16 protein-coding genes are annotated in these 21,440 nt (G+C 63.9%); 7 read left to right on the top strand and 9 right to left on the bottom strand.

Annotated elements, in window-relative coordinates; translation table 11 throughout:
• Positions 1-9 precede the first annotated feature (9 nt).
• Positions 10-489: a VOC family protein gene (locus ACF8Q6_RS00380; RefSeq protein WP_003253883.1), complete on the top strand. Its 480-nt coding sequence runs from the start codon at positions 10-12 to the stop codon at positions 487-489.
• Positions 490-540: 51 nt separating this feature from the next.
• Positions 541-1,722, top strand: a complete 1,182-nt coding sequence (locus ACF8Q6_RS00385) for a hypothetical protein (RefSeq protein WP_392494482.1) — start codon at positions 541-543, stop codon at positions 1,720-1,722.
• 126 nt (positions 1,723-1,848) lie between these two features.
• Here ACF8Q6_RS00385 and ilvA read toward each other — a convergent pair whose 3' ends face one another.
• The 4 genes from ilvA to ACF8Q6_RS00405 all read right to left on the bottom strand — a co-directional run bounded on the left by ilvA (position 1,849) and on the right by ACF8Q6_RS00405 (position 6,270).
• Entirely contained in the window at positions 1,849-3,408 is a 1,560-nt protein-coding gene (gene ilvA, locus ACF8Q6_RS00390; protein ID WP_003253886.1) for a threonine ammonia-lyase, biosynthetic, read from the bottom strand.
• Between the two features lie 180 nt (positions 3,409-3,588).
• Entirely contained in the window at positions 3,589-4,020 is a 432-nt protein-coding gene (locus tag ACF8Q6_RS00395) for a PACE efflux transporter (RefSeq protein WP_003253887.1), read from the bottom strand.
• A 243-nt stretch (positions 4,021-4,263) separates the two neighbouring features.
• Positions 4,264-5,562, bottom strand: a complete 1,299-nt coding sequence (locus tag ACF8Q6_RS00400) for an ATP-binding protein (RefSeq protein WP_392494484.1) — start codon at positions 5,560-5,562, stop codon at positions 4,264-4,266.
• Between the two features lie 6 nt (positions 5,563-5,568).
• Complete coding sequence (locus tag ACF8Q6_RS00405; RefSeq protein WP_019437505.1) at positions 5,569-6,270, bottom strand: response regulator transcription factor; 702 nt, start codon at positions 6,268-6,270, stop codon at positions 5,569-5,571.
• Between the two features lie 245 nt (positions 6,271-6,515).
• Between ACF8Q6_RS00405 and ACF8Q6_RS00410 the strand changes: the two genes are divergently transcribed.
• The 3 genes from ACF8Q6_RS00410 (at position 6,516) to mobA (ending at position 11,468) form a co-directional block, all read left to right on the top strand.
• Positions 6,516-7,691: an efflux RND transporter periplasmic adaptor subunit gene (locus tag ACF8Q6_RS00410; protein WP_392494486.1), complete on the top strand. Its 1,176-nt coding sequence runs from the start codon at positions 6,516-6,518 to the stop codon at positions 7,689-7,691.
• Positions 7,692-7,702: 11 nt separating this feature from the next.
• Positions 7,703-10,831: a multidrug efflux RND transporter permease subunit gene (locus tag ACF8Q6_RS00415; protein ID WP_392494488.1), complete on the top strand. Its 3,129-nt coding sequence runs from the start codon at positions 7,703-7,705 to the stop codon at positions 10,829-10,831.
• 61 nt (positions 10,832-10,892) lie between these two features.
• Complete coding sequence (gene mobA, locus ACF8Q6_RS00420) at positions 10,893-11,468, top strand: molybdenum cofactor guanylyltransferase MobA (RefSeq protein WP_392494490.1); 576 nt, start codon at positions 10,893-10,895, stop codon at positions 11,466-11,468.
• A 183-nt stretch (positions 11,469-11,651) separates the two neighbouring features.
• Here the strand turns inward: mobA and ACF8Q6_RS00425 are convergent, their stop codons facing one another.
• The 5 genes from ACF8Q6_RS00425 to peaA form a co-directional block, all read right to left on the bottom strand.
• On the bottom strand, positions 11,652-13,325 hold the full coding sequence (locus tag ACF8Q6_RS00425; protein WP_392494492.1) for a fatty acid CoA ligase family protein: 1,674 nt from the start codon (positions 13,323-13,325) through the stop codon (positions 11,652-11,654).
• A gap of 134 nt (positions 13,326-13,459) precedes the next feature.
• On the bottom strand, positions 13,460-14,581 hold the full coding sequence (gene peaD, locus ACF8Q6_RS00430; RefSeq protein ID WP_221100453.1) for a quinohemoprotein amine dehydrogenase subunit beta: 1,122 nt from the start codon (positions 14,579-14,581) through the stop codon (positions 13,460-13,462).
• A gap of 31 nt (positions 14,582-14,612) precedes the next feature.
• On the bottom strand, positions 14,613-14,936 hold the full coding sequence (gene qhpC, locus ACF8Q6_RS00435) for a quinohemoprotein amine dehydrogenase subunit gamma (protein WP_392494494.1): 324 nt from the start codon (positions 14,934-14,936) through the stop codon (positions 14,613-14,615).
• Position 14,937: 1 nt separating this feature from the next.
• A complete protein-coding gene (gene peaB / locus ACF8Q6_RS00440; RefSeq protein WP_121783617.1) occupies positions 14,938-16,368 on the bottom strand; it encodes a quinohemoprotein amine dehydrogenase maturation protein in 1,431 nt (476 codons plus the stop codon).
• A gap of 48 nt (positions 16,369-16,416) precedes the next feature.
• Positions 16,417-17,982: a quinohemoprotein amine dehydrogenase subunit alpha gene (gene peaA / locus ACF8Q6_RS00445; protein WP_392494495.1), complete on the bottom strand. Its 1,566-nt coding sequence runs from the start codon at positions 17,980-17,982 to the stop codon at positions 16,417-16,419.
• Positions 17,983-18,385: 403 nt separating this feature from the next.
• Between peaA and ACF8Q6_RS00450 the strand changes: the two genes are divergently transcribed.
• Positions 18,386-19,879, top strand: a complete 1,494-nt coding sequence (locus ACF8Q6_RS00450) for an aldehyde dehydrogenase (protein WP_003248002.1) — start codon at positions 18,386-18,388, stop codon at positions 19,877-19,879.
• A 139-nt stretch (positions 19,880-20,018) separates the two neighbouring features.
• A complete protein-coding gene (locus tag ACF8Q6_RS00455; RefSeq protein WP_392489430.1) occupies positions 20,019-21,332 on the top strand; it encodes a hypothetical protein in 1,314 nt (437 codons plus the stop codon).
• The last annotated feature ends 108 nt before the right edge of the window (positions 21,333-21,440 follow it).

Genomic DNA, 21,440 nt, shown 5'->3' on the forward strand with positions numbered 1-21,440 from the left:
GAGTCGAACATGGCAGTCAAACCCATCCCCGAAGGCCAGCACAGCATCACGCCCTACCTGGCCATCAACGACGCCGCCAAGGCCATCGAGTTCTACAAGCAAGCCTTTGGTGCGAAGGAAATGTTCCGCCTCGATGCCCCGGGCGGTCGCGTTGGCCATGCCGAACTGAGAATCGGCGATTCGTCGCTGATGCTGGGCGACCCCTGCGACATGGAAGGCGGCCTCACCGCCAGCCAGAAGCTCAGCGGTGCGGGTGTTGGCCTGCACTTGTATGTTGAAGACTGCGACAAGGTTTACGCCCAGGCCCTGGCCGCCGGGGGCATCCAGTTACATCCCTTGACCGACCAGTTTTACGGTGACCGCAGCGGCACCCTGAAAGATCCGTTTGGCAACATCTGGTTCGTGTCCACCCACAAAGAGGACCTGACCCCCGACGAGATTCGCGCCCGTGCCGCGAAGATGTTCGGCGGTAGCCAAGCGACGAGTTGAAAGCCGCGCGACTTTGCTTGAAGCTTGAGGCTCGTAGCTTGGAGCTGCTTCATGCGAATCATCGACAAAACCGCCACCCAGGTGCGCAGCCTGACCCCCGCTGAAGAGGAACTGCTGGTCGGCTTTGCCACCGGCAGCCTCGCCGGCCCGCGCCTGCTACAGGCCAACCAGCTACTGATGACCGTGCGCAACGCCAACCAGTGGCTGGCTTGCGACTGCCGCAACGATGCCTTGCCGGTGCTCAATGTCACCCTCAACGGCAGCACCGGCACACTTTTCCTCAAGAACAACCCGGGCACCGCCGAGCACGCGCCTGGCTGCCCGTTCACCAAGGACGAGCGGGAAGCCGCCGAACGTGAAAACGACCCCGCCCCACCCGCCGCCTGGCTGCCACCCGATACACCCTTGCGCCTGATCAGCGACTTCCGTGCTGGCACGGCCGGCGCCGTCGGTGATGGCAACGACAGACGCGAACAGCAGCGCCTGCTGTCACTGCTGCTGACCTGGATTGAAACCAGCGGGCTCAACCTTTACGCCACCCACCTGAAGAAAGACCTGACCACACAGTTTGCCGAGTTGCGCAGCGTGGCCAGCCGCTACCCGCTGCTGGAGCGGGTGCCCGCCAGCAACTACCTGGAAACCCGCCTGGACATGAAGCACATGATGATGCTCAAGTCCCGCCTGCGCGAAGCCTCTGTGTTCGGCAACCATCGCCGCCACGGCCTGCTGCTGGACTGCATCGACCAGCTAAAAGGGCGCAAGTTGTTCAACAACCGCAGCGAGGACGGCTTCGACTTCCAGGGGCATCACTTGTACTGGGGCGGGAGCCGCACCAGCGGGCCGTTGCTGGCGCTGATGATCTACTCGCCGACCAGCGCCGGCAGCCATTTCTATGAGCTGATCCATGTGGCCAGTGTGCCCGTGCTGTCGCGCGCGCACCTGTTCCCGGTGTACCGCGATGAAGAACGCGAGCCGCTCAAGGCATTGGTGTCGCTGATCGACTGGATGGCCAGTAAAGGGGTGAAAGTGCAGATGCGTCGCCCCGTGATCGGTGGGCAGGTAATGGATGAACTGGTGCTGACCTCGGACCAGGACCGGGTGTTGTCAGTGTCGCTGCTGGAACAGCCCATCGGCCCCGAGCCGGATACCGAGAACTTCAAGCGCTACGCCGACTTCAAGAGCCTGGAAACATTCCGCAAGTTCGTTGCCGGCTTTTTCATGCGCGAGCGTTGAAACCCACGCGTTGGCTCGCGCAGTTTCTTGCAGGAGATCGCCCTGCCCTTTGGACCGGGCGATCACGCTGCGAACAAAGGCGGCAAGCAAGCGGCTAGACACGCCTGCATTGGCCACACAGGTGCCTCAGCCCAGGAACAGCTTGTACGCCGGGTTGTCAGTCTCGTCCCAATACCGGTACCCCATCTCGTCCAGCGTCAACGGCAAGCTCGCCAATTCGTCCGCTGGCACTTCCAAAGCAGCGAACACCCGCGCCTCCGCCGCACCATGGTTGCGGTAATGGAACAGGCTGATGTTCCAACGTTTGCCCAACCGCTCCAGAAACCCCAGCAACGCCCCTGGCCGTTCGGGAAACTCGAAGCGCAGTACCCGCTCATCAGCCCCCGACGCGGCATGCCCGCCCACGGTATGGCGCACATGCAGCTTTGCCAGCTCGTTGTCGGTCAGGTCCAGCACGCTGTACCCCTGCTCCCGCAAGCTGGCCAGCAACTGCTCACGCGGGTCGTGCACCGGGTGGGTCTGCACGCCCACGAACAGGCGCGCCTCCTTGCCAGGGTAGAAGCGGTAGTTGAATTCGGTGATCTGCCGCTTGCCCAGTGCCTGGCAAAAGGCCCGGAAGCTGCCCGGCTGTTCCGGAATTGTCACGGCGATGATCGCCTCGCGCTGCTCGCCCAGCTCGGCTCGCTCGGCCACGTGGCGCAAGCGGTCGAAATTGACGTTGGCCCCGGAGTCGATGGCCACCAGGGTCTGCCCCTGCACACCTTCACGCGCCACGTACTTCTTGATCCCGGCCACGGCCAAGGCCCCGGACGGCTCGGTGATCGAACGGGTGTCGTCGTAGATATCCTTGATAGCCGCGCACAGCTCGTCACTGCTCACCGTCACCACCTCGTCGACGAAGTGGCGGCACAGCTCGAAGCAATGGGCGCCGATCTGCGCCACCGCCACGCCATCGGCAAAGGTGCCGACCTGCGGCAGGATCACGCGTTCGCCGACGGCCATGGCAGCCTGCAGGCAGTTGGAATCCACCGGCTCGACACCGATCACCTTCACGTCAGGGCGCAGGTACTTCACGTAGGCGGCGATACCGGCGATCAAGCCGCCACCGCCCACGGGCACAAAGATCGCGTCCAGCGCCCCCGGGCGCTGACGGAGGATTTCCATGGCCACGGTACCCTGCCCGGCGATCACATCCGGGTCATCGAACGGTGGCACGAAGGTGGCGCCTTCGCTGTCGGCCAGCTTCAGTGCATGGGCCAGCGCATGCGGGAAGCTCTCGCCATGCAGCACCACATGCCCGCCGCGCGAACGCACGCCTTCCACTTTCAACGATGGCGTGGTGGTGGGCATGACGATCGTTGCTTTGATACCCAGATGCGATGCCGCCAAGGCCACGCCCTGGGCATGGTTGCCCGCCGAAGCGGTGATCACCCCGCGCTCACGCTGCACATCGGTCAGACGCGACAGACGGGTGTAGGCACCGCGGATCTTGAACGAAAACGTAGGCTGCAGGTCTTCGCGCTTGAGCAACACCTGGTTGCCCAGGGCGGCAGACAAGGCCGGGGCCGCTTGCAGGGGCGTTTCGATGGCCAGGTCGTACACCGGCGCGGCAAGAATGCGCCGCACCTGCTCCGACAGCAGTTGCTGGGGGGTGACGGTAGTACGAGGGACACTGAAGCTGGTCATCGATGACTCCTTGGCTATTCTTACGTTGCCCAGGAGTCAGAGAGAAAAAACCCGCCTCCAGGGCGGGTTCGGTGCACGTACGCGCTAGCCCGCCAAACTGATAATGGCGGTAATAATAATGGCGTTCACGTGCGGGAATGTGTTCATGGGTAGGAACTTAGCCTGCCTCGCAGCCAGAAGTCAACACTTGGCCTGCTGCGCCGAAAGCGGCACATCGAACACCTTGTCGAAGCCCCACTGGAAGACAAAGGCGTAAACGAAGAAGAACACGAACAGCGCCAGGTTGGTCAGCAGTGCCGCCCACAGGCTCACGTCCAGCCAGTACGCCACCAGCGGCAGCAGAATCACCACCAGCCCACCCTCGAAACCCAGCGCGTGCAGCAGGCGCCGCAAGAAGGTGCGCTCACGCTTGTGCTGGCGCGCTTCCCAACGTTCGAACACCCAGTTGTAGCCCATGTTCCAGCTCATCGCGATACCCGACATCAGCACCGAGAGCACGGTCGACTGCGCCATGCCGGCGCCGAACGCCAGCTCCAGCGCGGGCGCCACACAGGCGACGGCGATGGCCTCATAGAGAATGGCCTGGACGATCTTGCGGGCCTTGCCTTGCATGTTCAGCTCCCTGAATGAACGACCTGTAAAGCTACAAGATGTAGCCCCCAAGAAAAAGCCCGAACGCTGGACAACTTCGCGCGTGGCCGCCCAGCTGTGAGGTAAAGCGTTCGCGATAGGCGTTGAAGGGCTGGACCCGCTGGGGCCGAACAACGCGTGGCTGCGCCGTTCCTGCCCAGGTGTTGCATGAAGCCAAGACCGCTTTGCGTTGGGATCAAGCCAGTTGGCAGACCAGGTGAAACATCATCCGGCGGGCAAACGAATCCTGAACTGCGCCCCACCCAGCGCCGACTGCGCCAGGGTCAAGGTACCACCCTGCCCCTCGATCGCCCGGCGGCTGATGGCCAACCCCAGGCCAAAACCACCGGTGTTGCGATCGCGACTGCGGTCCAGACGGTAGAACGGCTGGAACACCCGCTCGCGCTCCTCCACAGGGACGCCAATCCCGTCATCCTCAACCGTCAGCAGGCAAGCGCCATCGGCTTCCAGGCGCAAGCGCAGCAACAGGCTTTCATCGCAATAGCGCATGGCATTGCGCACCAGGTTCTGCACCGCGCGCGCCGTCAGTCGCGGGTCCAGTACAAAGCGCGGCAACTCACCCTCGGCCCGCACTTTCCATTGGATACCCCGGCCATCGAGCTCCTCGGCAAAGCCGCCAAGCACACTGTCGACCAGCTCCAGCAGCGATACCTCCACCCGCTCTCGCGCCTGATCGGCATTGTACAACCGGCTGTAGGACAGCAGCTCCAGCACCAGTTCATCCAGCTCACGCACATGCCCGACCAGCTCCAGCAGGCGCTTGCGGCTGGCTGGCGGCACTTCGTCGAACAGCAGCACCAGGCCGAAGTCCAGCCGAGTCAGTGGCGTGCGTAACTCGTGCGATACCGCATTGAGCAGTTCACGCTGCTGGTTGACATGGCGTTCCAGGTCACTGGCCATGGTGTCGAATACCCCGGCCAACTCACCAATGTTGGAGTGAGGCGAAATGTGCGTACGCTCAGCCATCTGCCCCTGGCCCAGGCGCCGAGCGGTCTCCTTTAGGCGCTCCAGATCACGCCAGTGCGGCCATACCCACAGCAGCAGGCAGCCCAGCATGGCTGCACCAATCAATACGGTCACGCCCCACGACAGCACGTTGATGTCCAGCGGGTCTGGCGGGGAATGCAGGCGTACCAGCCACTCCTTGTCCAGCGGCGCCAGCACCGTCTCGTAATAGCCCCACTCGGCAATGCGCACTGCGTACAGCCCCTGCGCCAGGCGCGCCTGCTCCTCATCGCTCAGACCGGCCTGATCCCTGCGCAGCAGCTGCAGTTCCAGCGGCGCGAAATCACTGGCCAGTTCCTGCTCCACCGCTGGCCACTGCTCGCGCGGGGCCTGGCGGAACTGGCGCACGATCAACGCTTGAACACCCTTGGCCTGGTCCAGGTTGTAGGCCATGAACCGGTCGCGAAACAGGCCGACGATGGTGTCAGGGATGAACAGCAATGCGCCGGCGTAGGCGACGATGATCACCAGGTACAACCGCACCAGGATCTTGAGCATGGCCCGTCAGCACTCCCACTCGACACGGCTGAACAGGTAGCCCTTGCCCCACACGGTCTTGATCTTGCGCGCTTCGCCGGCGTTGTCGTCGAACTTGCGCCGCAGTTTGGAAATGGCCACGTCAACGGAGCGATCGGTGCCATTGAACTCGATGCCACGCAGCTGTTGCAGGATACGGTCGCGGTTCATCACCTCACCGGCATTGCGCGCCAGCACCACCAGCAGGTTGTACTCGCCGCTGGACAGTTCCACCTCCTCGCCGCGCCAACTCACCGTGCGCTCGGCCAGGTCGATGCGCAGGCCACCAATCAGGATCAGGTCGTTGTCCAGGCGCGGTTCGTTGACACTGCTGCGGCGCAGCAGCGTGCGCACGCGGGCCAGCAGCACGCGTGGCTCACAGGGTTTGGTCACGTAGTCGTCGGCCCCCATTTCCAGGCCAAGCACCTGGTCATGGCTGTCGTCGCGGGCCGTCAGCATGAGGATTGGCAGGGTCTGCGACTCCTGGCGCAGCAGCCGGCACAGCTGCAGGCCATCGATGCCCGGCAGCATCAGGTCAAGGATGACCAGGTCAGGCCTTTGCCGACGGTACTCGTCCAGTACATGATCGCCCCGGGCGATCACCTGGACATGGAAGTCGTTGCGTTGCAGGTAGCTGGCGATCAGCTCGGACAGGGCGCTGTCGTCTTCGACCAGGAAAATATTCGGCATAGGTGCTTGGGCGTCTGGGTTGAAGTAAGCCTGTGGCGAGCACTTTGCGGGTAAACCCGCTCCTGCAGGTCCCCGCAGGAGCGGGTTCACCCGCGAAGAGGCCAGCACAGGCCCATGCAGAATATAGAACCCAACCACTCGACAGGATCATTCTTCACACTTTTTCACACTCGCCCTACAGGTATTAACAGCCGCCCAGGCAGCGTCTGCCTTAGCATATACACGGTCATCATCGGAAGATCCGCATGCCTACTACCCTCTCCCCGTGCCTGCGCCCGTTGGCGCTCATGGCATTGCTGAGCCTGTCCCTGGCCGGCTGCAGCGACAGCGCCGAGCCAGACGACCAGGCCCCCACTGCGCAAGTGCGCGTGGAAACCCTGCAACTGCAGCCACTGGCCATCAGCAGCGAACTCAGCGGCCGTATCCTCGCGCCACGCACCGCCGAAGTGCGTGCGCGAGTCGCAGGCGTGGTGCTCAAGCGGGTGTACCGCGAAGGCAGCGACGTCAAGCAGGGTGATGTCCTGTTCCTGATCGACCCGGCACCGTTCAAGGCCGACCACGACAGCGCCCGCGCCACGCTGGCCAAGGCCGAGGCCACCCGGTACCAGGCGCGCCTGCAAGAGCAGCGCTACCGCGAGCTGGTCGACGACAGAGCCGTCAGCCGCCAGGAATACGACAACGCCAAGGCCAGTTTCCTGCAGGCCGATGCCGAAGTGGCCGAAGCCAGGGCCGCGCTGGAGCGCGCCCGGCTGAACCTCGGCTATGCCACCGTGACCGCGCCGATCTCCGGTCGTATCGGCCGCGCCCAGGTCACCGAAGGCGCGCTGGTCGGGCAAAACGAAACCACCCCGCTGGCGACCATCCAGCAGCTGGACCCGATCCATGCCGATGTCACCCAGTCTACCCGTGAGCTCAACGCGCTGCGCCGCGCCCTGCGCGCTGGCGAATTGCAGCAGGTGGGCGACGGCCAGGCACGCGCCACGCTGATTCAGGATGACGGCAGCGCCTACCCGCTGCCGGGCAAGCTGCTGTTCTCCGACATCAGCGTCGACCCCAGCACCAACCAGATCACCCTGCGCAGCGAGTTCCCCAACCCGGACCTCGACCTGCTGCCAGGCAGCTACGTGCGGGTACGCCTGGAGCAAGCGGTGCAACCCAAGGGCCTGAGCGTGCCGCAACGCGCCATCCTGCGCGACAGCGCCGGTGTGCCCAAGGTGCTGGTGGTAGACCAGCACGCCCGGGTCAGCGACCGCCAGGTTGTACTGGGCAGCGCCCAGGGTGACCGCTGGATCGTCAGCGAGGGCCTGGCGGCCGGTGAGCGGGTGGTGGTCGAGGGCCTGCAGCACGTCAAGGCCGGTGACCAGGTGCAGGTCGACAACACGCCCGCTGCCCCACCCATCGCACAGCATACCGGCCAGTGAGGGCCTGATTCATGCCGCAATTCTTCATCGATCGCCCGGTATTCGCCTGGGTGGTCGCACTGTTCATCCTGCTGGCCGGCGCGCTGGCCATCCCGCAGCTGCCGGTCGCCCAGTACCCCAACGTGGCACCGCCGCAGGTGGAAATCTACGCCGTGTACCCGGGCGCCTCGGCGGCGACCATGGACGAAAGCGTGGTCAGCCTGATCGAGCAAGAGCTCAATGGCGCCGACAACTTGTTGTACTTCGAATCGCAGAGCAGCCTGGGCAGCGCCACCATCACCGCCACCTTCGCCCCGGGCACCCACCCGGACCTGGCCCAGGTCGACGTGCAGAACCGCCTGAAAGTGGTCGAGTCGCGCCTGCCGCGCCCGGTCACCCAGCAGGGCCTGCAGGTGGAGAAAGTGTCCACCGGCTTCCTGCTGTTGGCGACCCTCACCTCCGAAGACGGCAAACTCGATGAAACCGCGCTGTCGGACATCCTTGCACGTAACGTGATGGACGAAATCCGCCGCCTCAAGGGCGTCGGCAAGGCCCAGTTGTATGGCTCCGAACGGGCCATGCGCATCTGGATCGACCCGCGCAAGCTCATCGGCTTCAACCTCACGCCCAACGATGTGGCCGAAGCCATCGCCGCGCAGAACGCCCAGGTCGCCCCTGGCAGCATCGGCGATCTGCCCAGCCGCAGCACCCAGGAAATCACTGCCAACGTGGTGGTCAAAGGCCAGTTGAGCAGCCCCGAAGCGTTTGCTGCCATTGTCCTGCGTGCCAACCCGGACGGCTCCACGGTCACCATCGGGGATGTCGCCCGGGTTGAAATCGGCGCCCAGGAATACCAGTACGGCACGCGCCTGAACGGCAAACCGGCCACGGCCTTCAGCGTGCAGTTGTCACCCGGCGCCAACGCCATGGAAACCGCTACCCTGGTACGGGCGAAGATGCAGGACCTGGCGCGCTACTTCCCGGAAGGCGTCAAGTACGACATCCCCTACGACACCTCGCCGTTCGTCAAGGTGTCGATCGAGCAGGTCATCAACACCCTGTTCGAGGCCATGCTGCTGGTGTTCGCAGTCATGTTCCTGTTCCTGCAGAACCTGCGCTACACGCTGATCCCGACCTTGGTCGTGCCAGTGGCATTGATGGGCACCTTCGCCGTGATGCTGGCCATGGGCTTCTCGGTCAATGTGCTGACACTGTTCGGCATGGTACTGGCCATCGGCATTCTGGTCGACGATGCCATTGTGGTGGTGGAGAACGTCGAACGCATCATGGCCGAAGAAGGCTTGCCGCCCAAGCAAGCCACGCGCAAGGCCATGGGCCAGATCAGCGGTGCAATCGTCGGCATCACGCTGGTGCTGGTGGCGGTATTCCTGCCCATGGCCTTCATGCAAGGCTCGGTGGGGGTGATCTACCAGCAGTTCTCGCTGTCGATGGCGGTGTCGATCCTGTTCTCGGCGTTTCTCGCCCTCAGCCTGACCCCGGCATTGTGCGCCACCCTGCTCAAGCCCGTGGCCAAGGGCGAGCACCATGAACGCAAAGGCTTTTTCGGCTGGTTCAATCGCCGCTTCGAACGCATGAGCAACGGCTACCAGCGCTGGGTGGTGCAGGCGCTCAAGCGCAGCGGCCGCTACCTGCTGGTGTACGCGGTGCTGCTGGCGGTGCTGGGCTACGGTTTCAGCCAGCTGCCTACGGCGTTCCTGCCTACCGAAGACCAAGGCTACACCATCACCGACATTCAGCTGCCGCCGGGCGCCAGCCGCATGCGCACCGAACAGGTAGCCGCGCAGATCGAGGCGCACAACGCCGAAGAACCGGGCGTGGGCAACACCACCTTGATCCTCGGCTTCAGCTTCTCCGGTAGCGGGCAGAACGCGGCGCTGGCCTTCACCACCCTCAAGGACTGGTCCGAGCGCGGCGCCGACGACAGCGCCCAGTCGATCGCCGACCGCGCGACCATGGCCTTCACCCAGCTCAAGGACGCGATTGCCTATTCGGTACTGCCGCCGCCCATCGACGGCCTCGGTGAGTCGACCGGTTTCGAATTTCGCCTTCAGGACCGCGGCGCCATGGGCCACGCCGAGCTGATGGCAGCCCGTGACCAGTTGCTCGAAAGCGCCAGCAAAAGCAAGGTGCTGACCAACGTGCGCGAAGCCTCGCTGGCGGAAAGCCCGCAGGTGCAACTGGAAATCGACCGCCGCCAGGCTAATGCACTGGGCGTGTCGTTTGCCGATATCGGCACGGTGCTGGACGTGGCAGTGGGCTCCAGCTACGTCAACGATTTCCCCAACCAGGGCCGTATGCAGCGGGTGGTGGTGCAGGCCGAAGGTGACCAGCGCAGCCAGGTCGAGGACTTGCTGAACATTCACGTGCGCAACGACAGCGGCAAGATGGTGCCACTGGCTGCATTCGTTCAAGCCAGGTGGGTCAGCGGCCCGGTGCAACTGACCCGCTACAACGGTTACCCGGCGGTGTCGATCTCTGGCGAGCCAGCCGCCGGCTACAGCTCGGGCGAAGCCATGGCCGAAGTCGAGCGGCTGGTGGCGCAGCTACCGGCCGGTACCGGCCTGGAATGGACCGGCCTGTCATTGCAGGAGCGGCTGTCCGGTAGCCAGGCCCCCCTGCTGATGGCGCTGTCGCTGCTGGTGGTGTTCCTGTGCCTGGCTGCGCTGTACGAAAGCTGGTCGATCCCGACTGCGGTGCTGCTGGTCGTTCCGCTCGGCGTGCTCGGTGCGGTGCTGGCGGTGACCTTGCGCGGCATGCCCAACGACGTGTTCTTCAAGGTTGGCCTGATCACGCTGATCGGCCTGTCGGCGAAGAACGCCATCCTGATCATCGAGTTCGCCAAGCATCTGGTAGACCAGGGCGTGGACGCCGTCGACGCCGCCGTGCAAGCGGCCCGCCTGCGCCTGCGGCCGATCGTGATGACGTCGCTGGCGTTCATCCTCGGCGTGGTGCCCCTGGCCATCGCCAGCGGCGCAAGCTCTGCCAGCCAGCAGGCGATTGGCACCGGGGTGATCGGCGGCATGCTCAGCGCCACCCTGGCGGTGGTATTCGTGCCGGTGTTCTTCGTGGTGGTGATGCGCCTGTCCGGGCCACGCCAGGCGCATGACAGCGACGGGCACCCCGTGCCCCGCGAAAGCTGACTGGACAAGCCCCGCGTGAAATGGGAGGGTTCCCGGCAATGACTGCCCGGAACCCTTTTTCATGCCTGACGCACGCCCCCCCTGCTCCATACTCATTCTCGCCGGTGGCCGCGGCCAGCGCATGGGCGGCCGTGACAAGGGCCTGGTGGACTGGCAAGGCGAGCCGTTGATTGCACATGTTCATCGAGCGGTGCGGTCACTGAGCGATGACCTGGTCATTTCCTGCAATCGCAACCAGGCGGCTTACCGGGCATACGCCGACCGGTTGGTGGGCGATGCAGAAGCCGACTTCCCCGGGCCGCTGGCGGGGGTGATTGCCGGGCTCAGGGTGGCACGTCATGGGTGGGTGGTGGTGCTGGCTTGCGATGCGCCGCTGGTTGATCGCGAATTGATCGAGGGCCTGCTGCGGCTGGCAGTGGCCGGTAACAGCGCGGCAATGGTGCGTCAGGGTGGTTTTTGGCAGCCGATGTTCAGCGTACTGCCCAAGCGGGTGTTGCCGGTGCTGGAACAGGCCTGGGCAGCGGGTGAGCGAAGTTTGCAGAAGGCCTTGCTGCGCGAGGCGGTGCAAGGGCTGGAGTGCGCCGAGAGTGATCGCCGGCTAAGCAACTTCAACAGCCCGGAACGGCTGCAGGACTGAGGGCATGACACCATTAACACAGGTAGTTCACTGGCCAGCAGGGCCGGCCCTTTCGCGGGTGAACCGGCTCCTACACGACGGCCTGTGTCCAACCCCCGATGTGTGTCCACCACCGAGCTGCGTAGGAGCGGGTTTACCCGCGAATACGGTGGCGACTGCGACGGTGAATGGCCAGGGATAAGGTCATCTGGCAGACAGCTCTTCGATACTGATCTCGCGCATCCGGAACTTCTGCACCTTGCCCGTAACCGTCATCGGAAACGCGTCGACAAAACGGAAGTACCTGGGCACCTTGAAGTGCGCAATCCTCGCCCTCGCCCACTCACGCAACGCTTCCTCACTGACAGCATGCCCCGGGTGCAGCCGCACCCAGGCCACGATCTCTTCACCGTACTTGCTGCACGGCACGCCAATCACCTGCACATCGGCCACCGCCGGATGGGTGAAGAAGAACTCCTCCAGCTCGCGCGGATAAATGTTCTCGCCGCCGCGAATGATCATGTCCTTGCTACGTCCGACAATACGCACATAGCCCTGCTCGTCCATCACCGCCAGGTCGCCGGTGTGCATCCAGCCCTCTGCGTCGATGCTCTCGGCGGTGGCTTTGGGGTTGTTCCAGTAACCCAGCATCACGCTGTAGCCGCGGGTGCACAGTTCGCCGATCTCGCCACGCGGGACCGTGTTGCCTTCGGCGTCCACCACCTTGCTCTCCAGCCGGGGCTGGGTGCGACCGACGCTGGTCACGCGACGCTCCAGGTCGTCAGCGGCACCGGTCTGCAAGGACACCGGGCTGGTCTCGGTCATGCCATAGGCAATCTGCACTTCGGCCATGTGCATCTCGCCAATCACCCGGCGCATCACCTCGATCGGGCAGGTCGCGCCGGCCATGATCCCGGTGCGCAGGCTCGACAGGTCGAATTCACCACGCTGCGGATGGTCCAGTTCAGCAATGAACATGGTCGGCACGCCATACAACGCAGTGGCTTTTTCCTGCGCCACTGCGCGCAGCGTGGCCAGCGGGTCGAAGGCATCGCTGGGGTAAATCAGTGCGCTGCCGTGGGTCATGCAGCCAAGGTTGGCCATGACCATGCCGAAGCAGTGATACAGCGGCACCGGCACCACCAGCCGATCGTGCTCGGTAAGGCCCAGGCTTTCACCGACCATGTACCCGTTGTTGAGGATATTGCTGTGGCTAAGGGTGGCTCCCTTGGGGAAACCGGTGGTGCCTGAGGTGTACTGGATGTTGATCGGGTCGTCGCAACGCAGTTGTGCCTGGCGCGCGGCCAGGGCCTTGCCGCTGACGGCCTCGGCACGGGCCTGCAATGCGTGCCAGGCCAGAAACCCCGGCGGTGGCGACAGCGCCAGGCTGACCACGCCACGCAGTTCTGGGAACCGCTCGCAGATCAACGCACCCGGTTGGCCGTTGGCCAGGCCCGGGACCAGGCCCTGCAGCATGGCGTGGTAATCGGAGGTCTTGAACGCATCGGCACAGATCACCCAGCGGCAGCCGGACTGGCCAAGGGCGTAGTCCAGTTCGCTGGAACGGTACGCCGGGTTGATGTTGACCAGGATCGCGCCCACCTTGGCGCTGGCGAACTGGGTAATGCACCACTCGGCGCAGTTGGGTGCCCAGATGCCAAGACGGTCACCGGGCTGCACGCCCAGGGCCATCAGCGCGCGGGCGTGCTGGTCGACGGCGTCGGCCAGTTGCCGCCACGTGTAGCGCAGGGCCTGATGGTGAACCACCAGCGCCTCACGCTCGGGGAAGCGGGCCACGGTGGCGTCGAAGGCGTCGCCGATGCATTGGGTCAGCAGGAGCTTGTCCTGGTTGCCCTGGGTGTAGCTTGGCTGGGGCATGGGCGTTCTCTTGTTGTTCTTGTGTTTTCTGTGCTGGCTTCTTCGCGGGTGAACCCGCTCCTACAAAATCCTCCACCGGCCTCAAATGTGGCGCCGCCCTTTGTAGGTTTACCCGCGAAGAAGCACACACCGGTTTAGCGAACGAACACCTGCGGCGTCGTGGTAGACATGTCACCACCCGGCAACTTGATGTTCTTTACCTTTTCCAGCGTATCCGGGTTGAACACCGCCAGGTCATTGAAGGTGCCGCCCAGGTAAAGCTTGTCGCCCTTCTTGTCGAACGTCACGCAGTAGTAGGTGTGCTCCAGATTAGCCGCCTTGATCAGTTTGCGCTGTTTGATGTCGTACTTGGCCAGGCGGTTGAGCACGCCGTAGATCTGGTTCGGGTCTTTGGGCGAGCGCAGGCCGGTGAAGTACAGCTCGGTCAGGTCGGCGAACTCCTGGGTGTGGGTCTTGCCGGTCTTCAGGTCGATGCTCAGGTAGCCATACAGCGGTTCGGCGGTGGCCGGGTCCTGCTTGTCATCCTTGAACTTGGCAATGGTGTACAGCATGGTGAACTCATGGCGCGGGCTCTGGTGCGGCCAGAAGTACAGCACATCCGGGGCGCTGTAGCCTTTGCGGTTCCAGTTGCGCAGCGGCAGGGCTACCGAGTATTTGCCGGTCTTCACGTCCATCTTGTAAATGTCCGGCCCGGCAACGTACAGGCTGCCATCGTCGGAGGCGCGCATCAGGTACACCTGGCGCGGCATCGGGAAGCTGCGTACGGGCTTGGCCTGAAGGCCATCGGCGGTGCTGAACACCTCCAGCCGGGGTGGCTTGACCACGTAATGGTCGTTCAGCCTCTGGGTCGGGTTGACCGTGGCATACACCTCTTTGCCGTCTGGGCTGATGGCGAACGAATAGATCGACCGGCCGACTTCACCGGCTACGCTGGACAGGTTGGCGTGGAAGGTGTTCTTGCAAGTGTCCAGGTCGATGCCGTAGATGTCGCCGTAATGGTTGTTGAGCACGTAGGCGGTGCGGTTGTCCGGCGCCATCATTGCGGTGCCAGGGCCGAACTTGTCCGGCATCCGGCAGCTCTTGTAGACCGTATCACTGGCCACATCGACCACATGCAGGTTGTTCGGGTAGTTGGTCACGATCATGTATTCGTGGCCAGCCTTCAGTGCCGGGCCAGTGTCGTCGGCCTGTGCCAGCCCGGCGCAAGCCATGGCGGCGATGGTGAGCGCCAATGGCGCGCAGCGTCCAGCTTTCATGCGGTTTCCCCTTGTCATTCTTGTTGGGCCGTCACTTGTCTTTCGGGAACACGGTGCCGAGGTTGCGCCAGTCCTCTGCCGAGTTGGTCGCCTGGGCGTTCCAGTCCTGGTAGGTGCCCATCATGTCCGGCACCTGGGCCGGCCACCAGCAAGGGTCGGAACAACCATAAAGGTCGGCCTCCATCGGCTGGCACAGCGAGCTCACGCCGCCAAAGGCGTCCACCTCCCAACCGGGGTCGGTAGTGGCCGTGCAGCCGGCCACCGCGCTCATTGCCATCACTTCTTCGACACGGTCTTCGGCGGCGGCCTGCTCCAGGATGCGCGCCTTGTTGTTCAGGGGCTTCAAGTGCTTCATGTCAGTGCGCCTTCCGCGGGGTGATGTAGCGATCGATGAAGGCCGGGTTGGCGGCCATGATGCGGCTGTAGACTTCAATGCCGAAGTCCACCCAGTCGCGCATCAGCTCGCAGTAGTGATACGTCGGGTGCTGCGGGTCGCCGTAGCGCGCATAGCTTTCGTGATAGCAGCCGCCGGAGCACAGGTTGCGGATGCGACAGCTTTCACAGCCGGTGTTGCTGCGGTCCAGGCGCTGCGACAGGAAGTCGTTGAGCTGCGCCTGCTTCACGCCCTGGTGCACGTTACCGAAGGTGGGCAGGCTGGAGCCGGTGAAGCGGTGGCACAGGTTCAACTCACCTTCGTGGTCCACTGCCAGCATCTTCAACCCGGCGCCACACGGCAGGGCCTTCTTGTGGCCTTCGTGGATGTCGGTGATCAACTGATGCAGGTTGGAGAACCCGATGTTGCGGTGCTCCAGTGCCGCCTCCAGGTAGCGCCGGCCGAGTGCCTTCATGTTGGCGAAGACTTGCACCAGCTCGTCGCCAGTGAGGTTGAAGTCGGCCATGTCGCCAGAGGTAACCGGGGCAAAGCCGACCTCGGCGAAACCCATTTCGTTGAACAGGTGGTTCCAAATGGTTTCAACGTCGGTAATGCCACGGGTCAGCGTAACCCGCGCCCCCACTGGCCGGCTGGTGTAGCGCGACAGCAGCAGGTCGGCCTTGCGCCGCACCACGTCATAGGTGCCCTGCCCGCCCACGGTGATACGGTTGCGGTCGTGCACGGTCTTGGGGCCATCGATGCTGATCGACAGGCCAAAGCGGTGGGCGTTGAGCCAATCGATGATTTCTTCGGTCAGCAAGGTAGCATTGGTGGTCATGATGAACTCCACCTGCTTGCCCGCCTCGGCGAACCGCCGCTCGCAGTAAGCCACCATGTGCTCGATCAACGGCCGGTTGGACAGCGGTTCGCCGCCGAAGAACACCACGCTGTAGCGCTGCTCGTTGGGTGATTCCTTGAGCAGCATCTCCACCGAGGCTTCGGCGGTGGCGGTACTCATCTTCTTGCCGGCGGAAGGCTTGTCCAGGTCTTCCTTGTAGCAATAGGTGCAGCTGAGGTTGCAACCGGTGTTGACGTTGAGCACCACGGTGTTAAGTGCGGTGCGCTCGACTTGCCTGAGGGCGATTTCCGGGGTCAGCGGCGAGCCGTCGCTGACCAGCTCCAGCGCGATCAGCTCGCGCAGGGTGTCCTGGATATCCTCGCCGGCAAACTGCTGGCCAAGGCGCTGCATCAGCTCCTCGGCCGAGCAGCCTTGCTGGCGCAAGGTGTCGATGATGCCGCCGGTCACCGCGTCAGCGGTGAACAGCGAACTGCTGGGGATATGGAACAGCATGCGGTCGGCATCAACCTGTACTTCGTGCAGGTTGCGTTCGACCAGGTTCAGTAGTACGCCCATGGCGACCTCCCGATAATCGATCCGTTGGAAAACCGTTGCAGCCTGCCGTTACGGCAGCGGCGGGTTGTTCCAGCGCTGTACGGTGACGATCATGTGCCCTTCGCCGGTCTGGCCACCGTCGGCCAGAGTGGCGATGACCTTCAGGTTACCGGCGTTGTTGGTCATCATCTTGCGCTCAGGGTTGGGCCCGGCACCGCCTGGCACGAACACACCGTCGGCCTGCATCTGCCCGGCGAACTTGACGTCTTCATCCTCGACAGCACGCTCGTTGAACGGCTCGACTTTCCAGCTGGCCGGCAGGTAGCCGATACGCAGCGGCTGGCCATTGGCATCCTTGCCCCAGGCTTCGGCCTCGAAACGCCCCTGCACCTTTGGCACGGAGGCGCCGTTCTCGCCAATGCGTGCGATGGAGAACGCCGGCACGACCTTCACTTCGTCGACCTTGTCGTAAACCGCCAGGTTCACGCCCTTGAGCGCACCTACCGCCACCTCGCGCAGCCCTGGCCTGGCATCGGCCGCGGCACGGGCCTTGACCCTTACCAGGGTCGGGGTCTGCTCCAGCACTTGGGTCACTTCCACCCCGGCGCCCAGGTCCGGCTTGCCAGTCAGGCCGCTGCCAACCAGGGTGATTTCGCTTTCGCCTCCGGCTTTGATGAACGCCGGTTGTACCGCCAGCAACTGCGCCTTGCCTTCTTTTACGGCGCTGAAGTCCAGGCCGCGCTCATCGTGATCGGCTTCGAACATACGGCCTTTCATTTCGCCATCCAGTGCGGCGAACACCTGGCGCAGGTTGGCATCGCCCACCTTCACATTGCCCCGCCATTCATAACCGTTGTACAGGATGGCCGAGCCGCTGCCGTTGAACGGTGTCCCGTCGGCGTAAGCGCCCTTGACCTCGACCTTGAAGGTATCGCCCTCTCCGGCCGTGACGCTCATCACCCCACGTACATCGCCCTTGGCCAACATATGACCGCTGAATGCCCACTGCCCCGGCAGTACGTCCGCCTTGGGTTTGGCCTTCTGCCATTCGTCCCAGGCCGCGCTGTCCATTGGGAAGCGCTTGGCAAGGTCCGGCACCACTTGCTGCAGGGCGATCGGCAGCCAGTCGCGGTCACGCGCCTGGGCCTGGTATTCAAGGGACGGCCATTGGCCAAGGTGAAAGTGGACCAAGTGTTCCCACTCCTTGGCCGGGCGCCGTTGCAAGGCGACACGGGCACCCGAGTGGCAACGGCCACAGGTCTCGCTGAGCTGGGTGTCGAAGTGCTCGACGGTATTGAGGCGACGCTCCATGGCGTAACGCACGCCATCGGTTTCGCTGGGCGCCAGGCCCTGTTTGTCGGCCAGGTATTTGACCAGCGTGCGACGGTCGTCGTCGCTGATCTGAAGGCCATGCATCACCTGCATGCGGGCGATGCTCATCAGCCAGCCTTCCGGCGTCTTGCGCTGGTGGCTGATGCGGCTATAGGTGTCGTTGCCTTCGGGGATATGGCACCCCATGCACTTGTTCTGCAACAGGCTCGGGCCCTGCTCGGCCGCCATGGCCTGGGTGCTCAGCAGCGCGGCGGCGACCAGCGCCAGTTTGCCCGCATGCCGCCGGAGTCGAGTCGTCTTCAAGGTCAGACCTCCACGGTTGTTGTTCTTATCGTTTTCGCACGCTTTGGTACAGCAGGTGTGCATGTGACGGTTGTGATACAGGAACTGTGCCAGTTAGGGTAAAAGCGTTTCCTTTCAACCCTTTAAGCGGTTTTCGGGGCTTGGCCAGGAGCCGGGATGGCCATTTGCAGCGTGCCATTTCGCGACAGGGTGTTTCATGTTGAGACAGGGCCCGCAAAGAGGCCGAACAGCCACTGTTTCACCACCGTCTCACACCGTCTCAATGTGCAACAGCGCAACCTGGCAATCGCAGCCTTGCGCTCAGGCAAAACCCAACGCCCACAACGCTTTGCGGCCATCGGCCCAGGTTGGCACGGCCATTGCGCCAGTGCCCGTCACATCCAATGACAAGAGGCACAGCCCCATGCTTTCCGAACTGCCCATCCTGCCCGCCACCCGCGCCTTTCTCGAACGCAAGCTGAAGATGCGCATCGGTGCCGACTGGCAGGACGCCGCCAGCGGTCGCACCCTGTCGTTTCGCAACCCGGCCACCGGCGAAGTGCTGGGTGAAGTGCCGGCCGCCGAGGCCGAAGATGTCGACCGCGCCGTGCGCGCTGCGCGCCAGGCCTTCGACGACTCGCCCTGGAGCCGCATGCGCCCACGCGAGCGGCAGAACCTGCTGTGGCGCCTGGCCGACCTGATGGAGCGCGATGCACGTCAGCTGGCCGAACTGGAATGCCTGAACAATGGCAAGAGCGCCGCCGTGGCCCAGGTGATGGACGTGCAACTGGCTATCGACTTCCTGCGCTATATGGCAGGCTGGGCCACCAAGATCGAGGGTAGCACCGTCGAAGCGTCCATGCCGTTGATGCCCAACGACCAGTTCCACGGCTTCGTGCGCCGTGAGGCAGTGGGCGTGGTTGGCGCCATCGTCGCCTGGAACTTCCCACTGCTGCTGGCCTGCTGGAAGCTCGGCCCGGCACTGGCCACCGGCTGCACCGTGGTGCTCAAGCCTGCCGATGAAACCCCACTGAGCGTGCTCAAGCTGGCCGAGCTGGTCGACGAGGCCGGCTACCCGGCCGGTGTGTTCAACGTGGTTACCGGTACCGGCCTGAACGCCGGCGCCGCGCTCAGCCGCCATCCCGGCGTAGACAAACTGACCTTCACCGGCTCCACCGAGGTCGGCAAGCTGATCGGCAAGGCGGCCATGGACAACATGACCCGCGTCACCCTGGAACTGGGCGGCAAGTCGCCGACCATCGTCATGCCCGACGCCAACCTGCAGGAAGCCGCAGCCGGTGCGGCCACGGCCATCTTCTTCAACCAGGGCCAGGTGTGCTGCGCAGGCTCGCGGCTGTATGTGCACCGCAAGCACTTCGACAATGTGGTGGCCGACATCGCCGCAATTGCCAATGCCATGAAGCTGGGCAACGGGCTGGACCCGGCGGTGCAGATGGGCCCGCTGATTTCAGCCAAGCAGCAGGACCGCGTCACCGGCTACATCGAGCTCGGCCGCGAACTGGGCGCCACCATCGCCTGCGGGGGTGAAGGTTTCGGGCCTGGTTACTTCGTCAAGCCGACGGTGATTGTCGATGTGGACCAGCGTCACCGCCTGGTGCAGGAAGAAATCTTCGGGCCGGTGCTGGTGGCGATGCCATTCGATGACATCGACGAAGTGATCGGCATGGCCAACGACAATCCCTACGGCCTGGGTGCAAGTATCTGGTCCAACGACCTGGCCGCCGTGCACCGCATGATTCCGCGCATCAAGTCCGGCTCGGTGTGGGTCAACTGCCACAGCGCGCTGGACCCGGCGCTGCCGTTTGGTGGCTACAAGATGTCTGGCGTTGGTCGTGAGATGGGCTCAGCGGCCATCGAGCACTACACCGAGCTGAAATCGGTGTTGATCAAGCTCTGATCCTTTTTCCTGTGCCGGCCTCTTCGCGGGTGAACCCGCTCCTACACCCGGTATCACGTGCCTTGTAGGCGCGGGGTCACCCGCGAAGAGGCCGGCACAGGCAACAAAAAAACAACAATAAAAACCATGGAGCAAACCCATGAGGCACACACTCGCCTGCACATTGGCCCTGCTGTTAACCGCCCCCGCCAGCCAAGCCTACGAGCTGTACAACCACGATGGCACCACCCTCAACGCCAACCTCGAAGCCCTGTTCGGCGTCTTCCACAGCGACGAAAGCTTCAACCAGGCCGGCAACCGCCAACCCGGCAGCACCGCCTGGCAGGAAGGCTACGTCAAATACGGCCTCAGCGGCAGCCAGACCCTGGCCGATAGCGGCACCCTCTACGGCGCCTTCAGCCTGCTCAGTTCCGCCACCTGGGGCGATGGCGACGCCGCCGGCCTGACCCTGGGTGACGAACGTCGCACCGCCATCGAAGACCTGTATTTGGGCTGGCGCTCGGCCAACCTGTTTCCGGCGCTGGGCGAAGATGGCGTGGACATTTCCGGTGGCCGCCAGGTCGTCACCCTGGGTGATGGTTTCCTGATCCAGGGTGACCCGGTCAACCTGGGCAAGGTCGACCTGGGGGCCAACTTCGACCGCGGCGGTGCCTACTACCTGGCCGCGCGCAAGGCCTTCGACCGCACCGCCGTGCTGCGCCTGGGCGGCAACCAGGGCTGGCGCGGTAACCTGATGTGGTTGAAGTCCGACAACCATTACCAGGCCGACACTTCCCTGGCGGTCGCCAACCTGGAGCACGTCGCCGATACCGGTACCGTCGGCCTGAGCTGGATCCGCGGCCTCGACGTGGACCCGCGCTACGCGCAGATCATGGGCCTGGAACACCGTGACGGCATGGACACCGCCAGCCTGCGCGGGCGCGGCAACCTGGGCGTCAAAGACCTGGAGCTGGCCGCCGAGTACGTGACCCAGGACAAGACCGGCGGGCGCGAGAATGCCTGGTACCTGGAGGGCAACTGGACCTTCTCCCAACTGCCCTGGTCACCCACCGCCACCTACCGCTACAGCCGCTTCTCCGAAGGCTTCGACCCGCTGTTCTATGGCCTCAGCCGGGGTTACGGCACCTGGTTCCAGGGTGAAGTGGCAGCCAACTATGCCGGTCCGTTCAACAAGAACAGCCAAGTGCACCATGTAGCGCTGAAGGGCAAGCCACGGGACAACCTGACCGTCGGCGCGCTGTACTTCGACTTCGACACGCTGGACACCGACCAGGGCAACCTTGGCGGGCGCGAGTTGGACCTGTATGTGGAATGGATGGTCAACGACCACCTGCTGATCAGCCCGGTGGTGGGGTTCTACAAACCGGAGCGCAGTGCGGCCAATGGCGGTACGCAGTTGGGCGGGCGGGATACCGGGACTTACCTGCAGTTGATTGTCGGGACCTTTTTCTGATCCGACATCCTGGGGCTGCTTCGCAGCCCATCGCGACGCAAGGCCGCTCCCACAGGGTGGACCGGCTCCCAAGGGTTGGATTGGTGTCCAACTTCTTGGGGGCAGTCC

Source organism: Pseudomonas sp. GLN_2 (assembly GCF_043106005.1).
Classification (GTDB): domain Bacteria; phylum Pseudomonadota; class Gammaproteobacteria; order Pseudomonadales; family Pseudomonadaceae; genus Aquipseudomonas; species Aquipseudomonas alloputida.